The 19,024-nt window shown below is 70.5% G+C and carries 18 protein-coding genes; 1 reads left to right on the forward strand and 17 read right to left on the reverse strand.

Annotated features, from left to right (window positions below):
- Positions 1 to 6 precede the first annotated feature (6 nt).
- Genes nuoK through QCN29_RS23710 form a run of 11 tightly spaced genes read right to left on the reverse strand, consistent with a single transcriptional unit; the run spans position 7 to position 10,902 of the window.
- Positions 7 to 306 carry an NADH-quinone oxidoreductase subunit NuoK gene (gene nuoK / locus QCN29_RS23660; protein WP_240135418.1) on the reverse strand — a complete coding sequence of 100 codons (300 nt, stop codon included), beginning with the start codon at positions 304 to 306 and terminating at the stop codon, positions 7 to 9.
- Positions 303 to 1,121, reverse strand: a complete 819-nt coding sequence (locus QCN29_RS23665; RefSeq protein ID WP_279930641.1) for an NADH-quinone oxidoreductase subunit J — start codon at positions 1,119 to 1,121, stop codon at positions 303 to 305. Before QCN29_RS23665 ends, nuoK begins: the two co-directional genes overlap by 4 nt.
- A complete protein-coding gene (gene nuoI, locus QCN29_RS23670; RefSeq protein WP_240135420.1) occupies positions 1,118 to 1,747 on the reverse strand; it encodes an NADH-quinone oxidoreductase subunit NuoI in 630 nt (209 codons plus the stop codon). Before nuoI ends, QCN29_RS23665 begins: the two co-directional genes overlap by 4 nt.
- Positions 1,740 to 3,155, reverse strand: coding sequence for an NADH-quinone oxidoreductase subunit NuoH (nuoH, locus tag QCN29_RS23675; protein WP_279930643.1), 1,416 nt, complete (start codon positions 3,153 to 3,155; stop codon positions 1,740 to 1,742). Before nuoH ends, nuoI begins: the two co-directional genes overlap by 8 nt.
- Positions 3,152 to 5,653, reverse strand: a complete 2,502-nt coding sequence (locus QCN29_RS23680) for an NADH-quinone oxidoreductase subunit G (RefSeq protein WP_279930644.1) — start codon at positions 5,651 to 5,653, stop codon at positions 3,152 to 3,154. The genes nuoH and QCN29_RS23680 overlap by 4 nt, the downstream gene beginning before the upstream one ends.
- Positions 5,650 to 7,026, reverse strand: a complete 1,377-nt coding sequence (nuoF, locus tag QCN29_RS23685) for an NADH-quinone oxidoreductase subunit NuoF (RefSeq protein WP_279930645.1) — start codon at positions 7,024 to 7,026, stop codon at positions 5,650 to 5,652. The genes QCN29_RS23680 and nuoF overlap by 4 nt, the downstream gene beginning before the upstream one ends.
- The gene (gene nuoE / locus QCN29_RS23690) at positions 7,026 to 7,868 is read right to left on the reverse strand and encodes an NADH-quinone oxidoreductase subunit NuoE (RefSeq protein WP_279930646.1); all 843 of its coding nucleotides are present in this window, start codon (positions 7,866 to 7,868) and stop codon (positions 7,026 to 7,028) included. Before nuoE ends, nuoF begins: the two co-directional genes overlap by 1 nt.
- The gene (locus tag QCN29_RS23695) at positions 7,868 to 9,190 is read right to left on the reverse strand and encodes an NADH-quinone oxidoreductase subunit D (RefSeq protein ID WP_279930647.1); all 1,323 of its coding nucleotides are present in this window, start codon (positions 9,188 to 9,190) and stop codon (positions 7,868 to 7,870) included. Before QCN29_RS23695 ends, nuoE begins: the two co-directional genes overlap by 1 nt.
- Positions 9,187 to 9,945, reverse strand: coding sequence for an NADH-quinone oxidoreductase subunit C (locus QCN29_RS23700; protein ID WP_279930649.1), 759 nt, complete (start codon positions 9,943 to 9,945; stop codon positions 9,187 to 9,189). Before QCN29_RS23700 ends, QCN29_RS23695 begins: the two co-directional genes overlap by 4 nt.
- Positions 9,942 to 10,496 carry a NuoB/complex I 20 kDa subunit family protein gene (locus QCN29_RS23705; RefSeq protein ID WP_240135427.1) on the reverse strand — a complete coding sequence of 185 codons (555 nt, stop codon included), beginning with the start codon at positions 10,494 to 10,496 and terminating at the stop codon, positions 9,942 to 9,944. The genes QCN29_RS23700 and QCN29_RS23705 overlap by 4 nt, the downstream gene beginning before the upstream one ends.
- A gap of 46 nt (positions 10,497 to 10,542) precedes the next feature.
- Positions 10,543 to 10,902, reverse strand: a complete 360-nt coding sequence (locus tag QCN29_RS23710) for an NADH-quinone oxidoreductase subunit A (protein WP_240135428.1) — start codon at positions 10,900 to 10,902, stop codon at positions 10,543 to 10,545.
- A 715-nt stretch (positions 10,903 to 11,617) separates the two neighbouring features.
- Here QCN29_RS23710 and QCN29_RS23715 point away from each other — a divergent pair.
- Positions 11,618 to 12,472: a C40 family peptidase gene (locus tag QCN29_RS23715; protein ID WP_279930650.1), complete on the forward strand. Its 855-nt coding sequence runs from the start codon at positions 11,618 to 11,620 to the stop codon at positions 12,470 to 12,472.
- Between the two features lie 126 nt (positions 12,473 to 12,598).
- On the opposite strand, the gene QCN29_RS23720 is transcribed toward QCN29_RS23715, so the two are convergent.
- The 6 genes from QCN29_RS23720 to QCN29_RS23745 form a co-directional block, all read right to left on the reverse strand.
- Complete coding sequence (locus QCN29_RS23720) at positions 12,599 to 13,885, reverse strand: geranylgeranyl reductase family protein (protein ID WP_279930651.1); 1,287 nt, start codon at positions 13,883 to 13,885, stop codon at positions 12,599 to 12,601.
- 73 nt (positions 13,886 to 13,958) lie between these two features.
- Entirely contained in the window at positions 13,959 to 14,660 is a 702-nt protein-coding gene (locus QCN29_RS23725; RefSeq protein WP_240135431.1) for a demethylmenaquinone methyltransferase, read from the reverse strand.
- Positions 14,661 to 14,767: 107 nt separating this feature from the next.
- Positions 14,768 to 14,926: a hypothetical protein gene (locus QCN29_RS23730; RefSeq protein ID WP_279930652.1), complete on the reverse strand. Its 159-nt coding sequence runs from the start codon at positions 14,924 to 14,926 to the stop codon at positions 14,768 to 14,770.
- A gap of 78 nt (positions 14,927 to 15,004) precedes the next feature.
- On the reverse strand, positions 15,005 to 15,643 hold the full coding sequence (locus tag QCN29_RS23735; RefSeq protein WP_279930653.1) for an amidohydrolase family protein: 639 nt from the start codon (positions 15,641 to 15,643) through the stop codon (positions 15,005 to 15,007).
- A 7-nt stretch (positions 15,644 to 15,650) separates the two neighbouring features.
- A complete protein-coding gene (gene mqnC / locus QCN29_RS23740; RefSeq protein WP_279930654.1) occupies positions 15,651 to 16,850 on the reverse strand; it encodes a cyclic dehypoxanthinyl futalosine synthase in 1,200 nt (399 codons plus the stop codon).
- A 74-nt stretch (positions 16,851 to 16,924) separates the two neighbouring features.
- Positions 16,925 to 18,709 (reverse strand): serine/threonine-protein kinase, encoded by a 1,785-nt coding sequence (locus QCN29_RS23745; RefSeq protein ID WP_279930705.1) that lies wholly within the window; start codon positions 18,707 to 18,709, stop codon positions 16,925 to 16,927.
- Positions 18,710 to 19,024: the final 315 nt, after the last annotated feature.

The raw sequence follows: 19,024 nt of genomic DNA on the forward strand, positions 1-19,024 counted from the left end.
GTCCCCTTACAGCTTCATCAGGCTGGCGTCGTCGACCGAGGCCGAGTGACGGGAGCGGAACAGCGACACGATGATCGCGAGACCGACCACGACCTCCGCGGCGGCGACGACCATCGTGAAGAAGGCGACGATCTGGCCGTCGAGGTTGCCGTGCATCCGGGAGAAGGTGACGAGCGACAGATTGCAGGCGTTGAGCATCAGCTCCACGCTCATGAACACCACGATCGCGTTCCGCCGGATCAGCACGCCCGCCGCGCCGATGGTGAACAGCAGCGCCGCGAGATAGAGATAGTTGACGGGGTTCACTTGACCGCCTCCTCGTCCCGGCCGAGCCGCTCCTCGGAGCGCTGCTCCAGTGCCTTGAGGTCGTTCAGCGCCTCGCTCGACACATCGCGGACCTGGTCCCGCTCCCGCAGGGTCTTGCTGACGGTCAGCTCGGACGGGGTGCCGTCGGGCAGCAGCCCGGCGATGTCCACCGCGTTGTGCCGGGCGTAGACGCCGGGTGCGGGCAGCGGGGGCAGCTGCTTGCCTTCCCTGACGCGCTGCTCGGCCAGTTCGCGCTGGGTCCTGGCCCGCTCCGTGCGCTCCCGGTGGGTCAGCACCATGGCTCCCACCGTGGCGGTGATCAGCAGTGCGCCGGTGATCTCGAAGGCGAACACATAGCGGGTGAAGAGCAGCCGGGCGAGCCCCTCGACATTGCCGCCGTGGGCGGTGTTGGCCGCGCCCAGGCCGTTGAACGTCGACAGCGAGGCATTGCCGATGCCGGCGATCAGCAGGATGCCGAAGCCGAGACCGCAGCCCGCAGCGAGCCAGCGCTGTCCCTTGAGGGTCTCCTTCAGAGAGTCCGCCGCGGTCACGCCGACGAGCATGACGACGAACAGGAACAGCATCATGATCGCGCCGGTGTAGACGATGATCTGTACGACGCCCAGGAAGTAGGCGCCGTTGGCGAGGTAGAACACCGCCAGCACGATCATGGTCCCGGCCAGGCAGAGCGCACTGTGCACGGCCTTCTTCATCAGGATGGTGCACAGCGCCCCGACGACGGCGACGGTGCCGAGGATCCAGAACTGGACGGCCTCGCCGGTGGAGGTCAGGGTGGCGGCGAGGGTGGTGTTCATGCGTCCGCCACCTCCTCCTGCCGCTTCTCCTTCTCGTCGTCCTCCTGGGACCCGGGCTGCTGCCGGACGGTGCCGGGTGCGGCCTCGGTCACCAGCCCCCGGTAGTAGTCCTGCTCGTCCATCCCGGGATAGATGGCGTGCGGGCTGTCGACCATGCCCTCCTCCAGACCGGCGAGGAGCTGGTCCTTGGTGAAGATGAGGTTGGCCCGGCTGCTGTCGGCCAGCTCGAACTCGTTGGTCATCGTCAGCGCGCGCGTCGGACAGGCCTCGATGCACAGCCCGCAGAAGATGCAGCGGGCGTAGTTGATCTGGTAGACGCGGCCGTAGCGCTCGCCCGGGGAGTAGCGCTCCTCGTCCGTGTTGTCCGCGCCTTCGACGTAGATGGCGTCGGCGGGGCAGGCCCAGGCGCACAGCTCGCAGCCGACGCACTTCTCCAGGCCGTCGGGATGGCGGTTGAGCTGGTGCCGGCCGTGGAAGCGCGGTGCTGTGACCTTCCGCTGTTCCGGGTACTGCTCGGTCAGCCGCTTCCTGAACATGGCCTTGAAGGTCACGCCGAAGCCGGCCACGGGATTGTGGAACGCGGACGCCTGCGCGGATGTGGATGTGGTCTCGTTCTCCTCAGACACCGTCAGCCTCCTTTCCGTCACTGTCCCCGGGGGTTCGGGGGTGTCCCCCGCCGCTGTCACTGCCGGGTCCACCACTGGCAATCAGCTCGCGCTCGCGGCGCGGCCTGCGGCGCGGCACGGGCGGCAGGGTCTGTCCGGGCAGCGGCGGCACGGGGAATCCGCCGGCCATCGGGTCAAACTCGGCGGGCTCCCGCTTGACCGCCGCCTCCTCCTCCGCCTTCTCCTGCCGGCCCCGGAAGAGGTCCGCGACGAAGGACAGCAGCAGGACGGCGAGGACCGCGCCGCCGACGTACAGCACGATCTGCTGGAAGTCGTAGTTCTCGTTCCGCAGTGCCCGCACGGTGGCGACCAGCATCAGCCAGACCACCGAGACGGGGATGAGCACCTTCCAGCCGAGCTTCATCAGCTGGTCGTAGCGGACCCGCGGGAGCGTGCCGCGCAGCCAGATGAAGAAGAACAGCAGCAGTTGCAGCTTGAGCGTGAACCAGAGCAGCGGCCACCAGCCGTGGTTCGCGCCCTCCCAGACGGCGGACACCGGGTACGGGACCCGCCAGCCGCCCAGGAAGAGGGTCACCGACACCGCCGCGACCGTGACCATGTTGATGTACTCGGCCAGCATGAACATCGCGAACTTGATGGAGCTGTACTCGGTGTTGAAGCCGCCGACCAGGTCGCCTTCGGACTCCGGCATGTCGAAGGGTGCGCGGTTGACCTCGCCGACCATCGTCACCACATAGATCAGGAACGACACCGGCAGCAGCACCACGTACCAGCGGTCCGCCTGCGCTTCCACAATCGCTGAGGTCGACATCGACCCGGAGTAGAGGAAGACGGAGGCGAAGGCCGCGCCCATCGCGATCTCGTACGAGATCATCTGCGCACAGGCCCGCAGTCCGCCGAGCAGCGGGTAGGTCGATCCGGAGGACCAGCCGGCCAACACGATGCCGTAGATGCCGACCGAGGCGACCGCGAGGATGTACAGCATCGCGATCGGCAGATCGGTGAGCTGCATCGTGGTGCGCTGGCCGAAGATCGAGACCTCGTTGCCCGCCGGTCCGAAGGGGATCACGGCGAATGCCATGAAGGCGGGGATCGCGGCCACGACCGGCGCGAGGACATAGACCGCCTTGTCGGCCCGCCGGACGACCAGGTCTTCCTTCAGCATCAGCTTGACGCCGTCGGCGAGCGACTGCAGCAGCCCCCAGGGGCCGTGCCGGTTGGGGCCGATGCGCCGCTGCATCCAGGCCACCACCTTGCGCTCCCACACGATGGAGAAGAGCACGGTGACCATCAGGAAGGCGAAGCAGAACACCGCCTTGACGACGATGAGCCACCAGGGGTCCCGCCCGAACATGGACAGGTCTTCAAGGGCCAGGTGCTCAAGAGCCAGAGCCGGGTTCGCCGTCATGCCTCCACCTCACTCTCAGCCGTCTCCGGCGCTCCCGGAGCCGCCGTGATGCGCACCAGTTCACCGGGGCGGGCGCCGGTGTCCGCCAGGACGCCGCCGCCCGCGGAGTTCAGCGGCAGCCACACCACCCGGTCGGGCATCTCGCTCACCTGAAGCGGCAGCCGCACCGCGCCCGCCGGTCCGGACACCTGGAGCATGTCGCCGTCCTTGACGCCGGTCTCGGCGGCGGTGGTCGCCGAGAGCCGGGCCACGGCCGCGTGCCGGGTGGCGGCCAGCGCCGGGTCGCCCTCCTGGAGAACGCCCTGGTCGAGCAGCATCCGATGGCCGCCCAGGACCGCTTCTCCGGGGCCGGGGTGCGGCAGCGACCGCGCCGGCGCCACGGATTCGCCGGCCCGCGGCCCGTCCCAGCGGCCGAGCCGGTCCATCTCCCGCCGCACGGACCGCAGGTCGGGCAGGGCGAGGTCGTGGTCGAGCGCGTCGGCGAGCATATGCAGCACACGTGCGTCCGCCGGGGCGGGCGTACGGGTCAGCTGGTCCGGCTTGAGAGCGGCCTCGAACATCCGCACCCGGCCTTCCCAGTTGAGGAAGGCGCCGGGCTTCTCTGCGACGGCCGCAACCGGAAGAACGACATCGGCATGTGCCGTGACGTCGCCGGGCCGCAGCTCAAGCGAGACGGTGAACGCCTGGGCGAGCGCCTCACGCGCGCGTGCCGGGTCGGGCAGGTCGGCCACCTCGACCCCGCCGACCAGCAGCGCTGCCAGCTCGCCGGTGGCGGCGGCCTCCACGATCTGGCCGGTGTCGCGGCCGTAGCGGTGCGGAAGCTCCCGTACGCGCCATACGGCCGCGGTCTCCTCACGAGCGCGCGGATCGGTGGCGGGGCGGCCGCCCGGCAGCAGCGAGGGGATCGCGCCCGCCTCGACCGCGCCGCGCTCGCCCGCCCGGCGCGGAATCCACACCAGCCGCGCCCCGGTGGCCGTCGCGGCGCGCACGGCGGCGGTCAGCGCGCCGGGCACGCCCGCGAGCCGCTCGCCGACGATCAGCACCGCGCCCTCGGTCCGCAGCGCCCGGGCGGCCGCCTCGCCGTCGCCGTCCAGGCCGACGCCCGCGGCGAGGGCGTCCAGCCACTCGGTCTCGGTGCCGGGCGCGGCGGGCAGCAGGGTCCCACCGGCCTTGACCAGGCCTCGCGTGGCGTGCGTGGCGAGCGCGAAGCTGCGCTGGCCGTGTTTCCGGTTCGCCTTGCGCAGCCGCAGGAAGACGCCGGGCGCCTCCTCCTCGGACTCGAACCCGGCCAGCAGCACGACCGGGGCCTTCTCCAGCGCCGTGTAGGTCACACCGGTGGAGTCCAGGTCGCGGCCGCGGCCGGCGATCCTGGCGGCAAGGAAGTCGGCCTCCTCGCTGCTGTGCACGCGCGCGCGGAAGTCGACGTCGTTGGTGTCGAGGACGACGCGCGCGAACTTGGCGTAGGCGTAGGCGTCTTCGACGGTCAGCCGGCCGCCCGCCAGCACCCCGGCCCGGCCGCGTGCGGCGGCCAGTCCTTCGGCGGCCGCGGCCAGCGCCTCCGGCCAGCCGGCGGGCTCCAGCTCACCGGTGTCCCGGTTGCGCACCAGCGGTCCGGTGAGCCGGTCGCGCTGCTGGGCGTAGCGGAAGGCGAACCGGCCCTTGTCGCACAGCCACTCCTCGTTGACCTCCGGATCGTCGGCGGCGAGCCGCCGCATGACCTTGCCGCGCCGGTGGTCGGTGCGGGTGGCGCAGCCGCCCGCACAGTGCTCGCACACGCTGGGCGAGGACACCAGGTCGAAGGGGCGGGAGCGGAAGCGGTACGCGGCCGAGGTGAGCGCGCCCACCGGGCAGATCTGGATGGTGTTGCCGGAGAAGTACGACTCGAAGGGGTCGCCCACGCCGGTGCCGACCTGCTGGAGCGCGCCCCGCTCCAGCATTTCGATCATCGGGTCGCCCGCGATCTGGTTGGAGAAGCGGGTGCAGCGTGCGCACAGGACGCAGCGCTCGCGGTCGAGCAGCACCTGAGGGGAGATCGGCACGGGCTTCTCGAAGGTGCGCTTCCTGCCCTCGAACCGGGATTCGGCGTCGCCGTGCGACATGGCCTGGTTCTGCAGCGGGCACTCGCCGCCCTTGTCGCAGACCGGGCAGTCCAGCGGATGGTTGATCAGCAGCAGTTCCATCACGCCGCGCTGGGCCTTCTCGGCGACCGGGGAGCTGAGCTGGGTCTTGACGACCATGCCGTCGGTGCAGGTGATGGTGCAGGACGCCATCGGCTTGCGCTGGCCCTCGACCTCGACGATGCACTGGCGGCAGGCGCCTGCCGGGTCGAGGAGCGGGTGGTCGCAGAAGCGGGGGATCTCGATGCCGAGCTGCTCGGCGGCCCGGATCACCAGCGTCCCCTTGGGCACGGAGATCTCGACGCCGTCGATGGTGAGGGCGACCAGGTCCTCGGCGGGCACGGCGCCCCCTCCCGCGCTGTTGGACGTGGTGACGGTCATGACCGCGCCTCCAGGTGCTTGTCGGCCCATGCCGTGGACTTCGCGGGGTCGAAGGGACAGCCGCCTTGGGTGATGTGCTGCTCGTACTCCTCGCGGAAGTACTTCAGCGAGGAGAAGATCGGCGAGGCTGCGCCGTCGCCGAGGGCGCAGAACGACTTGCCGTTGATGTTGTCGGCGATGTCGTTCAGCTTGTCGAGGTCGCTCATCACGCCCTTGCCCTCCTCGATGTCGCGCAGCAGCTGGACGAGCCAGTAGGTGCCCTCCCGGCAGGGGGTGCACTTGCCGCAGGACTCATGGGCGTAGAACTCGGTCCAGCGGGTGACGGCGCGCACCACGCAGGTGGTCTCGTCGAAGCACTGGAGCGCCTTGGTGCCGAGCATGGACCCGGCCGCGCCCACGGCCTCGTAGTCCAGTGGGACGTCGAGGTGTTCGTCGGTGAGCAGCGGGGTGGAGGAGCCTCCGGGGGTCCAGAACTTCAGCCGGTGGCCGGGGCGCATCCCGCCGCTCATGTCGAGGAGCTGGCGCAGCGTGATGCCGAGCGGTCCCTCGTACTGGCCGGGGCTGGCGACATGGCCGCTGAGCGAGTAGAGCGTGAAGCCGGGGGACTTCTCGCTGCCCATCGACCGGAACCACTCCTTGCCGCGGTTGACGATCGCGGGAACCGATGCGATGGACTCGACGTTGTTCACCACGGTGGGGCACGCGTACAGACCGGCGACCGCGGGGAAGGGGGGCCGCAGCCGGGGCTGGCCGCGCCGCCCTTCCAGGGAGTCCAGCAGCGCGGTCTCCTCGCCGCAGATGTACGCGCCCGCGCCCGCGTGCACGGTGATGTCGAGGTCGAGTCCGCTGCCGAGGATGTTCGCGCCGAGGTAGCCGGCCTCGTACGCCTCGCGGACCGCCAGGTGGAGCCGCCGCAGCACGGGGACCACTTCGCCGCGCAGATAGATGAAGGCGCGGCTGGAGCGGATCGCGTAGCAGGCGATGATCATTCCCTCGATGAGGGAGTGCGGATTGGCGAACAGCAGGGGGATGTCCTTGCAGGTGCCGGGCTCCGACTCGTCCGCGTTCACGACGAGGTAGTGCGGCTTGCCGTCGCCCTGCGGAATGAACTGCCACTTCATTCCGGTGGGGAAGCCGGCGCCGCCGCGGCCGCGGAGCCCGGAGTCCTTGATGTACGCGATGAGGTCGTCGGGCGCCATGGCGAGCGCCTTGCGCAGCCCTTCGTAGCCCTCGTGGCGCCGGTAGGTCTGAAGGGTCCAGGACTTCTCCTCGTCCCAGAAGGCGGAGAGCACGGGCGCGAGGAGCTTCTCCGGGCTTGCGCCTCCCCCGGCCTCCGGCTGGGACGCGCCCCCGTATTCGGTGGACACGGTCATCACTCCCCCTCCTCTGTCGTGGGACCGGCGGGGTGTGCCGGGTCGGAGTCGGAGGTCTGCTGCGGCTCGTCATGTGAGCTGGGGTGCTCGGTGGGCGAGGGCTCGTGCACCGGGGGCTCCTGCACGGTCTCGGCGCGCTGGGAGACCACCCGTGCCGCGGGCTTCTCCCCCTTGGCCAGGCGCAGCCCGGTGAGGGAGGCGGGCCCCGCGCCGCCGGTGGCCTCGACCGCGCCGGGGCGCTCGTCGGGGAAGCCGGCGAGGATGCGGGCGGTCTCCTTGAAGGTGCACAGCGGGGCGCCGCGGGTGGGCTGGACGGGGCGGCCCGCCCGCAGGTCGTCGACGAGCCGCCGGGCGCTCTGGGGCGTCTGGTTGTCGAAGAACTCCCAGTTGACCATCACCACCGGCGCGAAGTCGCAGGCGGCGTTGCACTCGATGTGCTCCAGAGTGACCCTGCCGTCCTCAGTGGTCTCGCCGTTGCCGACGCCGAGGTGCTCCTGGAGCTCGGCGAAGATGGCGTCGCCGCCCATGACCGCGCACAGGGTGTTGGTGCAGACGCCGACCTGGTAGTCGCCGGACGGCTTGCGCCGGTACATGGTGTAGAAGGTGGCGACGGCGGTGACCTCGGCGGTGGTCAGGTCCAGCATCTCCGCGCAGAACCGCATGCCGGTGCGGGAGACATGGCCTTCCTCGGACTGCACCAGGTGCAGCAGCGGCAGCAGCGCGGAGCGGCTGTGCGGATAGCGGGAGATGATCTCCTTGGCGTCGGCCTCCAGCCTGGCCCGTACGTCGGCCGGGTAGGCGGGGGCGGGCAGCTGGGGCATCCCCAGAGATACGTCCGTCATTACCGGTCGACGCCTCCCATCACGGGGTCGATGGACGCCACGGCCACGATGACGTCGGCGACCTGGCCGCCTTCGCACATCGCCGCCACGGCCTGGAGATTGGTGAAGGACGGGTCGCGGAAGTGCACCCGGTAGGGGCGGGTGCCGCCGTCGGAGACGACATGGGCGCCCAGCTCGCCGCGGGGTGACTCGACGGCCGCGTACGTCTGCCCGGGCGGGACCCGGAAGCCTTCGGTGACCAGCTTGAAGTGGTGGATCAGGGCCTCCATGGAGGTGCCCATGATCTTCTTGATGTGGTCCAGGGAGTTGCCGAGCCCGTCGGGGCCGAGCGCCAGCTGCGCGGGCCAGGCGATCTTCTTGTCGGCGACCATCACCGGGCCCGGCTCCAGCCGGTCCAGGCACTGTTCGACGATGCGCATCGACTGCCGCATCTCCTCCAGGCGGATCAGGAAGCGGCCGTAGGAGTCGCAGGTGTCGGCGGTCGGGATGTCGAAGTCGTAGGTCTCGTAGCCGCAGTAGGGGTTGGTCTTGCGCAGGTCGTGCGCGAGTCCGGTGGAGCGCAGTATCGGGCCGGTCACGCCGAGGGCCATACAGCCGGCGAGGTCGAGGTAGCCGATGCCCTGCATCCGGCCCTTGAAGACGGGGTTGCCGGTGGCGAGCTTGTCGTACTCCGGCAGGTTCTTCTTCATGGTCTTGAGGAACTCGCGCAGCTGGTCGATGGCGCCGGGCGGCAGGTCCTGGGCGAGTCCGCCGGGGCGGATGAAGGCGTGGTTCATCCGCAGCCCGGTGATCAGCTCGAAGACGTCGAGGATCATCTCCCGGTCGCGGAAGCCGTAGATCATGATCGTGGTGGCGCCGAGCTCCATGCCGCCGGTGGCGATGGCCACCAGATGCGAGGAGATCCGGTTGAGCTCCATCAGCAGCACCCGGATGACCTGGGCGCGCTCCGGGATCTGGTCCTCGATGCCGAGCAGCCGCTCCACACCCATGCAGTACGCCTGCTCGTTGAAGAACGGCGTCAGATAGTCCGCGCGCGTGACGAAGGTGGTGCCCTGCGTCCAGGTGCGGAATTCGAGGTTCTTCTCGATGCCGGTGTGGAGGTAGCCGATGCCGCAGCGGGCCTCGGTGACGGTCTCGCCGTCGATCTCCAGGATGAGGCGGAGGACGCCGTGGGTGGAGGGGTGCTGGGGTCCCATGTTGACGACGATGCGTTCGTCGTCGGCCTTGGCCGTGGACCGGACGAATTCGTCCCAGTCGCCGCCGCTGACCGTGTAGACGGGCCCCTCGGTGGTCTCGCGCGCCGAAGCAGATGGCGTTGTCATGAGTACGACCTCCGCTGGTCCGGAGCCGGGATCTGGGCGCCTTTGTACTCGACGGCGATGCCGCCGAGGGGGTAGTCCTTGCGCTGCGGGAAGCCCTGCCAGTCGTCCGGCATCATGATCCGGGTGAGGGCCGGATGTCCGTCGAAGACGAGCCCGAAGAAGTCGTAGGTCTCGCGCTCGTGCCAGTCGTTGGTCGGATAGACCGACACCAGGGACGGGATGTGGGGATCGGCGTCCGGGGCCGAGACCTCCAGGCGGAGCAGCCGGCCGTGTGTGAGCGAGCGCAGATGGTAGAGGGCGTGCAGCTCGCGGCCGGTGTCCTGCGGGTAGTGGACCCCGCTGACGCCGGTGCACAGCTCGAAGCGGAGCGCGGGGTCGTCGCGCAGGGTGCGGGCGACGAGCGCCAGATGCTCGCGGGCGATGTGGAAGGTGAGCTCGCCGCGGTCGACGACCGTCTTCTCGATGGCGTTCTCGGGGACGAGCCCCTGCTCCTCCAGCGCGCCTTCGAGCTCGTCGGCGACCTCGTCGAACTCACCGTATGCGGCTTCGCCGCCCGGGCCCCCGTACGGGCGGGTGGCCGGGCCCGGCAGCCGTACGGAGCGGACGAGTCCGCCGTAGCCGGAGGTGTCGCCGCCGTTGTCGGCGCCGAACATGCCGCGCTGGACGCGGATCTCCTCGCCGTGCTCGCCCCGCTGGCCCGGCAGGTTCTGCTGGCTGAGCTCCTTCTCGGGGTTCGGCTCGGTGGGCTCGCTCATCGCAGCAGCCCCTTCATCTCGATGGTGGGGAGCGCGGTGAGGGCCGCCTCCTCCGCCTCGCGGGCCGCTTCCTCCGCATTGACGCCGAGTTTGGACGTCCGGATCTTCTCGTGGAGCTTGAGGATCGAGTCCATCAGCATCTCCGGGCGGGGCGGGCAGCCTGGCAGATAGATGTCGACGGGGACAACATGATCAACGCCCTGCACAATCGCGTAATTGTTGAACATTCCACCCGATGAAGCGCAAACCCCCATGGAAATCACCCACTTGGGGTTGGCCATCTGGTCATAGACCTGCCGCAGGACAGGCGCCATCTTCTGGCTGACCCGCCCCGCGACGATCATCAGATCGGCCTGGCGCGGCGAGCCGCGGAAGACCTCCATGCCGAAGCGGGCCAGGTCGTACCGGCCGGCGCCGGTCGTCATCATCTCGATGGCGCAGCAGGCCAGCCCGAAGGTCGCCGGGAAGACGGATGACTTGCGCACCCAGCCCGCGGCCTGTTCGACGGTGGTCAGCAGAAAGCCGCTCGGCAGCTTCTCTTCGAGTCCCATTGGTGTGCTCCTGACGCCGCTTGAGTAGTCCTGGCCCTCTGGTCGCTCAGTCCCATTCCAGGCCGCCGCGCCGCCATACGTAGGCGTAGGCGACGAAGACGGTCAGAACGAAGAGCACCATCTCCACAAGCCCGAAAAGCCCCAGCGCGTCGAAGGTGACGGCCCAGGGGTAGAGGAAGACGATTTCGATGTCGAAGACGATGAAGAGCATCGCCGTCAGGTAGTACTTGATCGGGAAGCGGCCGCCGCCGGCCGGCGTGGGCGTGGGCTCGATGCCGCACTCGTACGCCTCGAGCTTCGCCCGGTTGTAGCGCTTGGGGCCGATGAGCGTGGCCATGACCACGGAGAAGATCGCAAACCCTGCCCCGAGGGCGCCGAGCACAAGGATGGGCGCGTAGACATTCACCCTCCTCGCTCCTTCCAGTCGTCCTTGACCGTTGGACCGCACCGGGCTTTCCCATCGCCGCCTCGCGAAGATCGTGCATATGTGAGGCAGTTCACAAGCCCGACTGCCACGCATCCTATGCCTGCCGGTCTGTGATCTGCGACACGGGGTACGGCAGGGAGTTTGTGATCTCTGACACCTGACGAACGATCATGAAGCCGGATGAGAAGTGATCTTCATACGCGAAGCATCCGAGTGGTTGCGATACGTGACATCCAAGCTCGTTTCCGCTGGTCGAAGCATGTTTGCCATATCAAATGATGGGAGCTACATGCAAATTCGCAACGGACCGTTCCGGGTGATATTGGACCCGTAGTCACTCACGCGGGGGCCTCATCGGAGCGAAGTGGACGGCCGCCGCCGGGTCGCGCACTCGTTCACACATTCACGAGCAATCGAGACGCCGCCAAGCGGTGACCTTTCTGTGACCTGCACCACTCGCCCCGAGGGTCGCCGAAAGCGGGCTTGGCCAACGGACCGCGGGAGTGGTAGGCCCCCGGCAATTCGGGCGTTTCACAGAAAGCCCGTGATCACAGCCGTGATCACGCATGCCCGTTTTGACCGTTACGGCGTCAATAAAGGCCCGCGGGAAGCGGATTCAAGGGTTCCGCGCGCAACTGTGGCGCAACACACGTTTCTTGAACGGAACCGTGCCGGCTTGATAGCGGTTGTTCTCATGTCCCAGACCGCTCACATACCCAGCCACCGGAAGCCCCGCCGCAGCGCCTCGAAGCTCTCGCTGCGCGCCGGAGTTGCCGGTGGCGTCCTCAGCACCTTTGCGGTGGCCGGTGCGGCCGGTCCGGCGAACGCCGACCCGGTGACCGAGACCATCGAGATGCCCACGATCACCGCCGACCTCTCGGTCGCCGCGGCGCAGGCCGCCGCGGCCACCCAGCAGGTCGCCGTCGACCTCGAACTCCAGGCGCAGCAGAACGAACTGCGCGCCCAGGAGGACGCCGCCGCGGAGAAGGCCGCAAAGGCCGCCAAGAAGGCCAAGGAAGAGGCGGACCGCAAGGCTGAGGCCACAGCGAAGGAGGAGGCCAGGAAGCGCGCCGAGGCCGAGGCCGAGGAGCGTGCCTCCCGCACCGCCGAGCGGACCTCCCTGTCCTCGTACAGCGCCTCCTCCGGCTCCTCCGCGAGCGCCGGCTCCTCCGGCAGCAGCTCGCAGCAGGCCACGGGCAGCGTGGCGACCGTCATCAGCTTCCTGAAGGCACAGCTCGGCGACGCCTACATCATGGGCGCCACCGGCCCCAACGCCTGGGACTGCTCCAGCCTGGTCCAGGCCGCGTTCCGCCAGGTCGGCGTCGAGCTGCCGCGCGTCTCGCAGGCCCAGTCGACCGCGGGCACCCAGGTGAGCCTGTCGAACCTCCAGGTCGGCGACATCCTCTACTGGGGCGCCGCGGGCTCCGCGTACCACACGGGCGTCTACATCGGGAACGGCCAGTACCTCGACGCCGCCAACCCCGGCAAGGGCGTGGTGATCCAGGACCTTTCGGGCTACCCGGCGACGGGCGCGGTCCGCGTGCTGTGACCGCGGCGCCCACGCCGTGAGGGCCGCCGCTCCCCCGTCCGGGAGCGGCGGCCCTCACGTTGCAGGCCTTCGTTTCAGACTTCGGTTCAGGCCTTCAGTTCAGGCCGTCGGTTCAAGCCGTCGGTTTCAGGCCTTCGGCGCCGCTTTCGACAGGCCGTTGATGATGCGGTCCATCGCATCGCCGCCCGTCGGGTCGGTCAGGTTCGCCAGCATCTTCAGCGTGAACTTCATCAGCACCGGATGCGTCAGTCCGCGCTGGGCGGCGATCTTCATGACCTTCGGATTGCCGATGAGCTTCACAAACGCCCGGCCGAGCGTGTAGTAGCCGCCGTAGGTGTCCTTGAGGACCTTGGGGTAGTGGAGCAGGGCGGCCTCGCGCTGGGCCGGGGTGCGCCGCGCGTGGGCCTGCACGATGACGTCCGCGGCGATCTGGCCGGACTCCATGGCGTACGCGATGCCCTCGCCGTTGAACGGGTTGACCAGGCCGCCCGCGTCGCCGACCAGCAGCAGGCCGCGGGTGTAGTGCGGCTGCCGGTTGAAGGCCATGGGCAGCGCCGCGCCGCGGATCGGGCCGGTCATGTTCTCGGGGACGTACCCCCAGTCCTCCGGCATGGAGGCGCACCATGTCTTGAGCACCTCGCGCCAGTCCAGCTCCCGGAAGGAGGCGGTGGTGTTCAGCACGCCGAGGCCGACGTTGGAGGTGCCGTCGCCCATGCCGAAGATCCAGCCATAGCCGGGCAGCAGCCGGTCCTCGCCGGGCCCGCGACGATCCCACAGCTCCAGCCAGGACTCCAGATAGTCGTCGTCGTGGCGGGGCGAGGTGAAGTAGGTGCGCACGGCCACCCCCATGGGGCGGTCCTCGCGGCGGTGCAGGCCCATCGCCAGCGAGATCCGGGAGGAGTTGCCGTCGGCGGCGACGACGAGCGGGGCGCGGAAGACCACGTCCCGCTTCTCCTCGCCCAGCTTGGCGTGCACGCCCGTGATGCGGCCGGTGCGGTCGTCGAGGACCGGGGCGCCGACGTTGCAGCGCTCGTACAGCCGCGCACCCGCCTTCTGCGCCTGCCGGGCGAGCTGCTCGTCGAAGTCGTCGCGCTTGCGGACGAGTCCGTAGTCCGGGTACGAGGCCAGATCCGGCCAGTCGAGCTGGAGCCGCACCCCTCCGCCGATGATCCGCAGGCCCTTGTTGCGCAGCCAGCCGGCTTCCTCGGAGATGTCGACGCCCATCGCCACCAGCTGCTTGACGGCGCGGGGCGTGAGGCCGTCGCCGCAGACCTTCTCGCGCGGGAAGGCGGTCTTCTCCAGCAGCAGGACGTCCAGCCCGGACTTGGCCAGGTGGTAGGCGGTTGTGGAGCCGGCCGGGCCTGCCCCGACGACGATCACATCGGCGGTGTGTTCGGAGAGGGGCTCGGTCACGGCGGGGGCTCCCGATTGCTCGTTATTGCGTACCGAAGGCACAGGACGTGTGCAGTCTATGGGGGCGCGCCGATCACCGGCCGACGGGCTTGAACCCCCGGTGCAGGGCCACGATCCCGCCGGTCAGATTGCGCCAGGCGACCTTCGACCAGCCGGCCCGCTGGAGCATGCGCGCCAGCTCGGCCTGCTCGGGCCACGACTGGATCGACTCGGCGAGATAGACGTACGCGTCGGGGCTGGACGACACGGCCCGCGCCACCGGCGGCAGCGCCCGCATCAGGTACTCCTCGTACACCGTCCGGAACGGCGCCCAGACAGGATGCGAGAACTCGCAGATCACCACCCGCCCGCCGGGCTTGGTCACTCGGAGCATCTCGCGCAGCGCCGCCCCGGTGTCCTGGACGTTGCGCAGTCCGAAGGAGATCGTCACCGCGTCGAAGACGTCGTCCCTGAACGGCAGTCTCATCGCGTCGCCCGCGGTCAGCGGCAGCCACGGGTGGCGCTTCTTGCCCTGGCGCAGCATCCCGAGCGAGAAGTCGCAGGGCACGACGTACGCTCCGCTCTCGGTGAACGGCATCGACGACGTCCCGGTCCCGGCCGCCAGATCCAGCACCTTCTGCGCGGGCCGCGCGTCCACCGCCCTGGCGACCTCCCGCCGCCAGCGCCGGTCCTGGCCGAGCGAGAGCACGTCGTTGGTGAGGTCGTAGTTGGCCGCCACGTCGTCGAACATGGAGGCGACTTCATGCGGCTGCTTGTCCAGCGAGGCTCGGGTCACGCGCCCCATTGTGCCGGTCGGGCGGACCCGGCGGCCGAGCGGGGCACTCGGGTCGCGGCCCCCGGAGCCCGGGCTCCGGCCACGTCCCGCGGACTCCGACGCCGCGCCTACTGCACCCCGGGCGTCAGCTCGATGCGCACATCGTCGGCCTCCCGCAGCCCATGGACATGGTCGGTCCTCGCCCGCCAGCCGATGGGCACGGTGCAGCAGCGCCCGTCGCGCGCCGCGATGAGCCGCAGACCCGAGTACCGGTGGCGGAAGTGCACGTCCTCGCCGAGGTCCTCGAAGCGGAGTTCCGCAGAGCGCGAGGTGAGGCCGAGCAGCCGGGAGACCGGCGGGGCGGCTCAGCGCCGCCGGTACACCAGCCGTCCCGCGAGCACGGTCGCGACGCAGGCGCCCGCGCCCTGTTCGACGAGCGCGGCCTCGTCGGGGACGTCGAAGGCCGCCAGGTCCGCGCGGGCCCCCTGCCGCAGGGGAGCGTGGACCGAAGCCGCGAGGCCGGCGGCCCCGGCGAGGGGGTCGAGGCGCGGGGCCCGGCCGGCGGGGGCCGTGAGCGCGGGGAGGACTGCCAGACCGGAGCGGGCGACCGCGGGCCGCGCCCACTGTGGGATGGGCCCCGCCAGGGCGGTGACGCCGTGCGCGAGCATGCGCTGGAGGCCCCGCCGTACGCTGCCCGCCCAGCGGGTCTCGTCCAGATGCAGCCGCTCCAGCGCCTCGCCGGTGATCGGCTCGACGCCGAGCCGGTCCGCCTCGCGCGGGTCCGGATGGTAGGCGCGGGTGAGCAGCTGTCCGGCGTGCGGCTGGCACAGGCCGGGGGTGAGGATGCCCGGCCAGCGGCGTACGCGTGCGGCGGGGTGCGCGGCGGCGAGTTCCCCGTACCGGCCGAGTGCGGCGATCCGGTCACCGTCGACGAGGACCGCGCCGTCGGCCGCGGGCGGCGCGCCGACCGGCAGCAGCAGCGGCGCCGTGTGCAGCGTCAGCAACGCCGCCTCAGCTGGACGCGAGGAGCTTCAGCTCCGGGTGGGCCGTGCCCCCTGCGATGGCCGTGGAGGAGATATGGGAGGCCACCCGCTCGTCGGCCGGGTCGTTCGCCGGGTCGTCGTGGACGACGAGGTGCTCGTACGTCGTCGCGCGCTGCGCCGGGACGCGGCCCGCCCGGCGGATCAGGTCGATGATCTCCTGGCGGTTCGAGCGGTGCTTCGCGCCCGCCGAGGAGACGACGTTCTCCTCCAGCATGATCGAGCCCAGGTCGTCCGCGCCGTAGTGCAGCGACAGTTGGCCGATCTCCTTGCCGGTGGTCAGCCAGGAACCCTGGATATGGGGGATGTTGTCCATGAAGAGCCGGGCGGTCGCGATCATCCGCAGATACTCGAAGATCGTGGCCTGGGTGCGGCCCTTCAGATGGTTGTTCTCCGGCTGGTACGTGTACGGGATGAAGGCCCTGAAGCCGCCCGTCCGGTCCTGAACGTCACGGATCATCCGCAGATGCTCGATCCGCTCGGCGTTGGTCTCGCCCGTTCCCATCAGCATGGTCGACGTGGACTCGACGCCCAGGCCGTGGGCGATCTCCATGATCTCCAGCCAGCGCTCGCCGCTCTCCTTGAGCGGGGCGATGGCCTTGCGGGGGCGCTCCGGGAGCAGCTCCGCGCCCGCGCCTGCGAAGGAGTCGAGTCCGGCGGCGTGGATGCGGGAGATCGCCTCCTCGACCGAGACGCCCGAGATGCGGGCCATGTGCTCGACCTCGGAGGCGCCCAGCGAGTGGATCACCAGCTGGGGGAACTCCTTCTTGATCGCTGCGAAGTGCTTCTCGTAGTACTCGACGCCGTAGTCCGGGTGGTGCCCGCCCTGGAACATGATCTGCGTGCCGCCCAGTTCCACGGTCTCCGCGCAGCGCCGCAGGATGTCGTCCAGATCGCGCGTCCAGCCCTTGGCGGTGTCCTTCGGCGGCGCGTAGAAGGCGCAGAACTTGCACGCCGTCACACAGACGTTGGTGTAGTTGATGTTCCGCTCGATGATGTACGTGGCGATGTGCTCGGCGCCCGCGTACCGCCTCCGCCGCACCTCGTCGGCCGCCGCGCCCAGCGCGTGCAGCGGCGCGCGGCGGTACAGCTCGAGGGCTTCCTCGGGGGTGATCCGCCCACCTGCGGCGGCGCGGTCGAGGATGGGCTGAAGGTCGGCCTTCTCGATCACCGGGCGTCCCTTTCGAAGGGTTCTGGACGGACCGGACCAGCCTACGCCAGCGGTTTCGCTCGGTTTTCGCCCCCTCAGCCGCTCGGCTCGCCGCTCTTGGCAAGGGTGCCGGACGGTTTGCCCGCGGCCTCCTCATCCGACCGGTAGCGCAGGGTGCCGTCGCCGCCGAGTGTGAACGTCAGCTCCGCGCGGCCTCCGGTGCACTTGCCCTCGCCCGCGCCCGGGCGGTCCGGGTCGGGGCGCTCCTCGATGCGGACCTCGCGGGCGGTCGCGGACACCAGCCTGCCGATGCCATGGCAGGTGATCTCCACGCCCAGCAGGGAGATGGAGTTGGTGGTGCGCAGGACGTCCTCACCCTTCGCGCCCGCCTGGAACTCCGCCGTCACCTGGCCGTGCGGCAGCCCGGTCCGTTCCACCGCGGGGCCGCTCCAGGTCCCGACGAACGCCTTGGGCAGCGTGCCGTACGCGCCGTCGGCGTCCTGCGTCGTCGACGGCTGCGGGCTTGGGGATGTGGCGGGCGGACGTGCCGCGACGTCGTCCTCGCCGTTCCGGCCGCCCGGGCCGCCGTCGGGCCACAGGCCCAGGAGATGCGTGCCGCCGAACGTGACGGCCGCCAACGCCCCCGCGACGGTCAGCGCCACTGTGCAGCTGACCCTTCGTCCGTGTGTGCGGCGTGCCGGCGGCCGGTCCCCTGCGGACGGCGGCATCGGCTCGGCCGGGGGACCGAACACACCGATCGCCGGCCTGGAGAAGTCGAGGGGGCCGGAGACAGGACCGGATATGGGATAGGAGGCCGGCCCGGAGGCGGGACCGGAGGCCGGTCCGGAGACAAGGCCGGACGCGGGACCGGAGGCCGGTCCGGAGACAAGGCCGGACGCGGGACCGCCGCCCGGCCCGGAGGCGGGACCGGAGCCCGGCCCGGAGGCGGGACCGGAGCCCGGCCCGGAGGCCTGCTCCGGCTCCGCCGCCTCCAGATTCAGCAGGCTGACTGCCGACCGGCTCACCTGCTCCACCAGCGGCCCCGGCAGCCACCCCTGCCCGAGCAGCGCGGCGACCCCTTCCGGCGCGAGGGTGCGTGCGACGTCCTGCGGAGCGGGCCGCGCGGACGGGTCCTTGGCCAGGCAGGCGGCGACAAGCTCCCGCAGCTCGCCCTGGAGCGCGCCCAGTTCCGGCTCCTCGTGCACCACCTTGTACAGCAGCGCGGCGGACGAGTCGCCGGGGAAGGGCGCCCGGCCGGTCGCCGCGTACGCCAGCACCGCACCCAGCGAGAAGACGTCCGCCGCGCCGCTGACGCCCTTGCCGAGGATCTGCTCGGGCGACATATAGCCGGGCGAGCCGACGGACACGCCGGTCGACGTCAGAGAGGCCGTCCCGTCCGTCGCCCGCGCGATCCCGAAGTCGATCAGCCGCGGGCCCTCCGGCGTGAGCAGCACGTTGGACGGCTTCACATCGCGGTGTACCAGGTCCAGTGCGTGCACGGCCCGGAGCGCCTCGGCGAGCCCCGCGCCCAGGGCCCGTACGGAGTGCCCCGGCAGCGGGCCGTGTTCGGGGACTGCGGAGGAGAGCGGAGGACCGGCCACATAGCCGGTGGCGATCCAGGGCACGGAGGCGTCCGGGTCGGCGTCGAGCACGGGGGCCGTCCAGCGGCCGCCGACGCGGCGCGCCGCGTCCGCCTCACGCCGGAAGCGAGCGCGGAACTCCTCGTCAAGCGCGAAGTGGGGGTGGACCACTTTCACGGCGACGGTACGGCCGCCCGCGCTGCGGCCGAGGTAGACCCGCCCCATGCCGCCCGCGCCGAGCCGGCCGAGCAGCCGGTACGGGCCGACGGTCGCCGGCTCCCCCGGTTCCAGCGGCTGTATCCGCACTTCGCGTCACTCCCCCGGATCTCCCGCAGACCTCACGCGGACCTCACGCGGATCCCCCGCGGCGCGTTGCCGCGGGGGCAAGCCTAGGCGGCCCGCGTGGGCCGCCTCACGGGGGTTGTCCCCGCACACAGCCAACCGAATGATGCGGCCCGGCGGCCACGGCTACCCGGCGAACTACTGGACGGGCACGGGCCTGAAGCTCCAGGAGAACGCCAGCCGGTGGTCGAGGGACGGCGGGAGTCTGCCGTTCATCGTGGTGATGCCGGTGCTCAACCCGGACTCCGACCACTACTGCGACGGCAGCGACAT

This window comes from Streptomyces chengmaiensis (genome assembly GCF_029846775.1).
GTDB lineage: Bacteria > Actinomycetota > Actinomycetes > Streptomycetales > Streptomycetaceae > Streptomyces > Streptomyces chengmaiensis.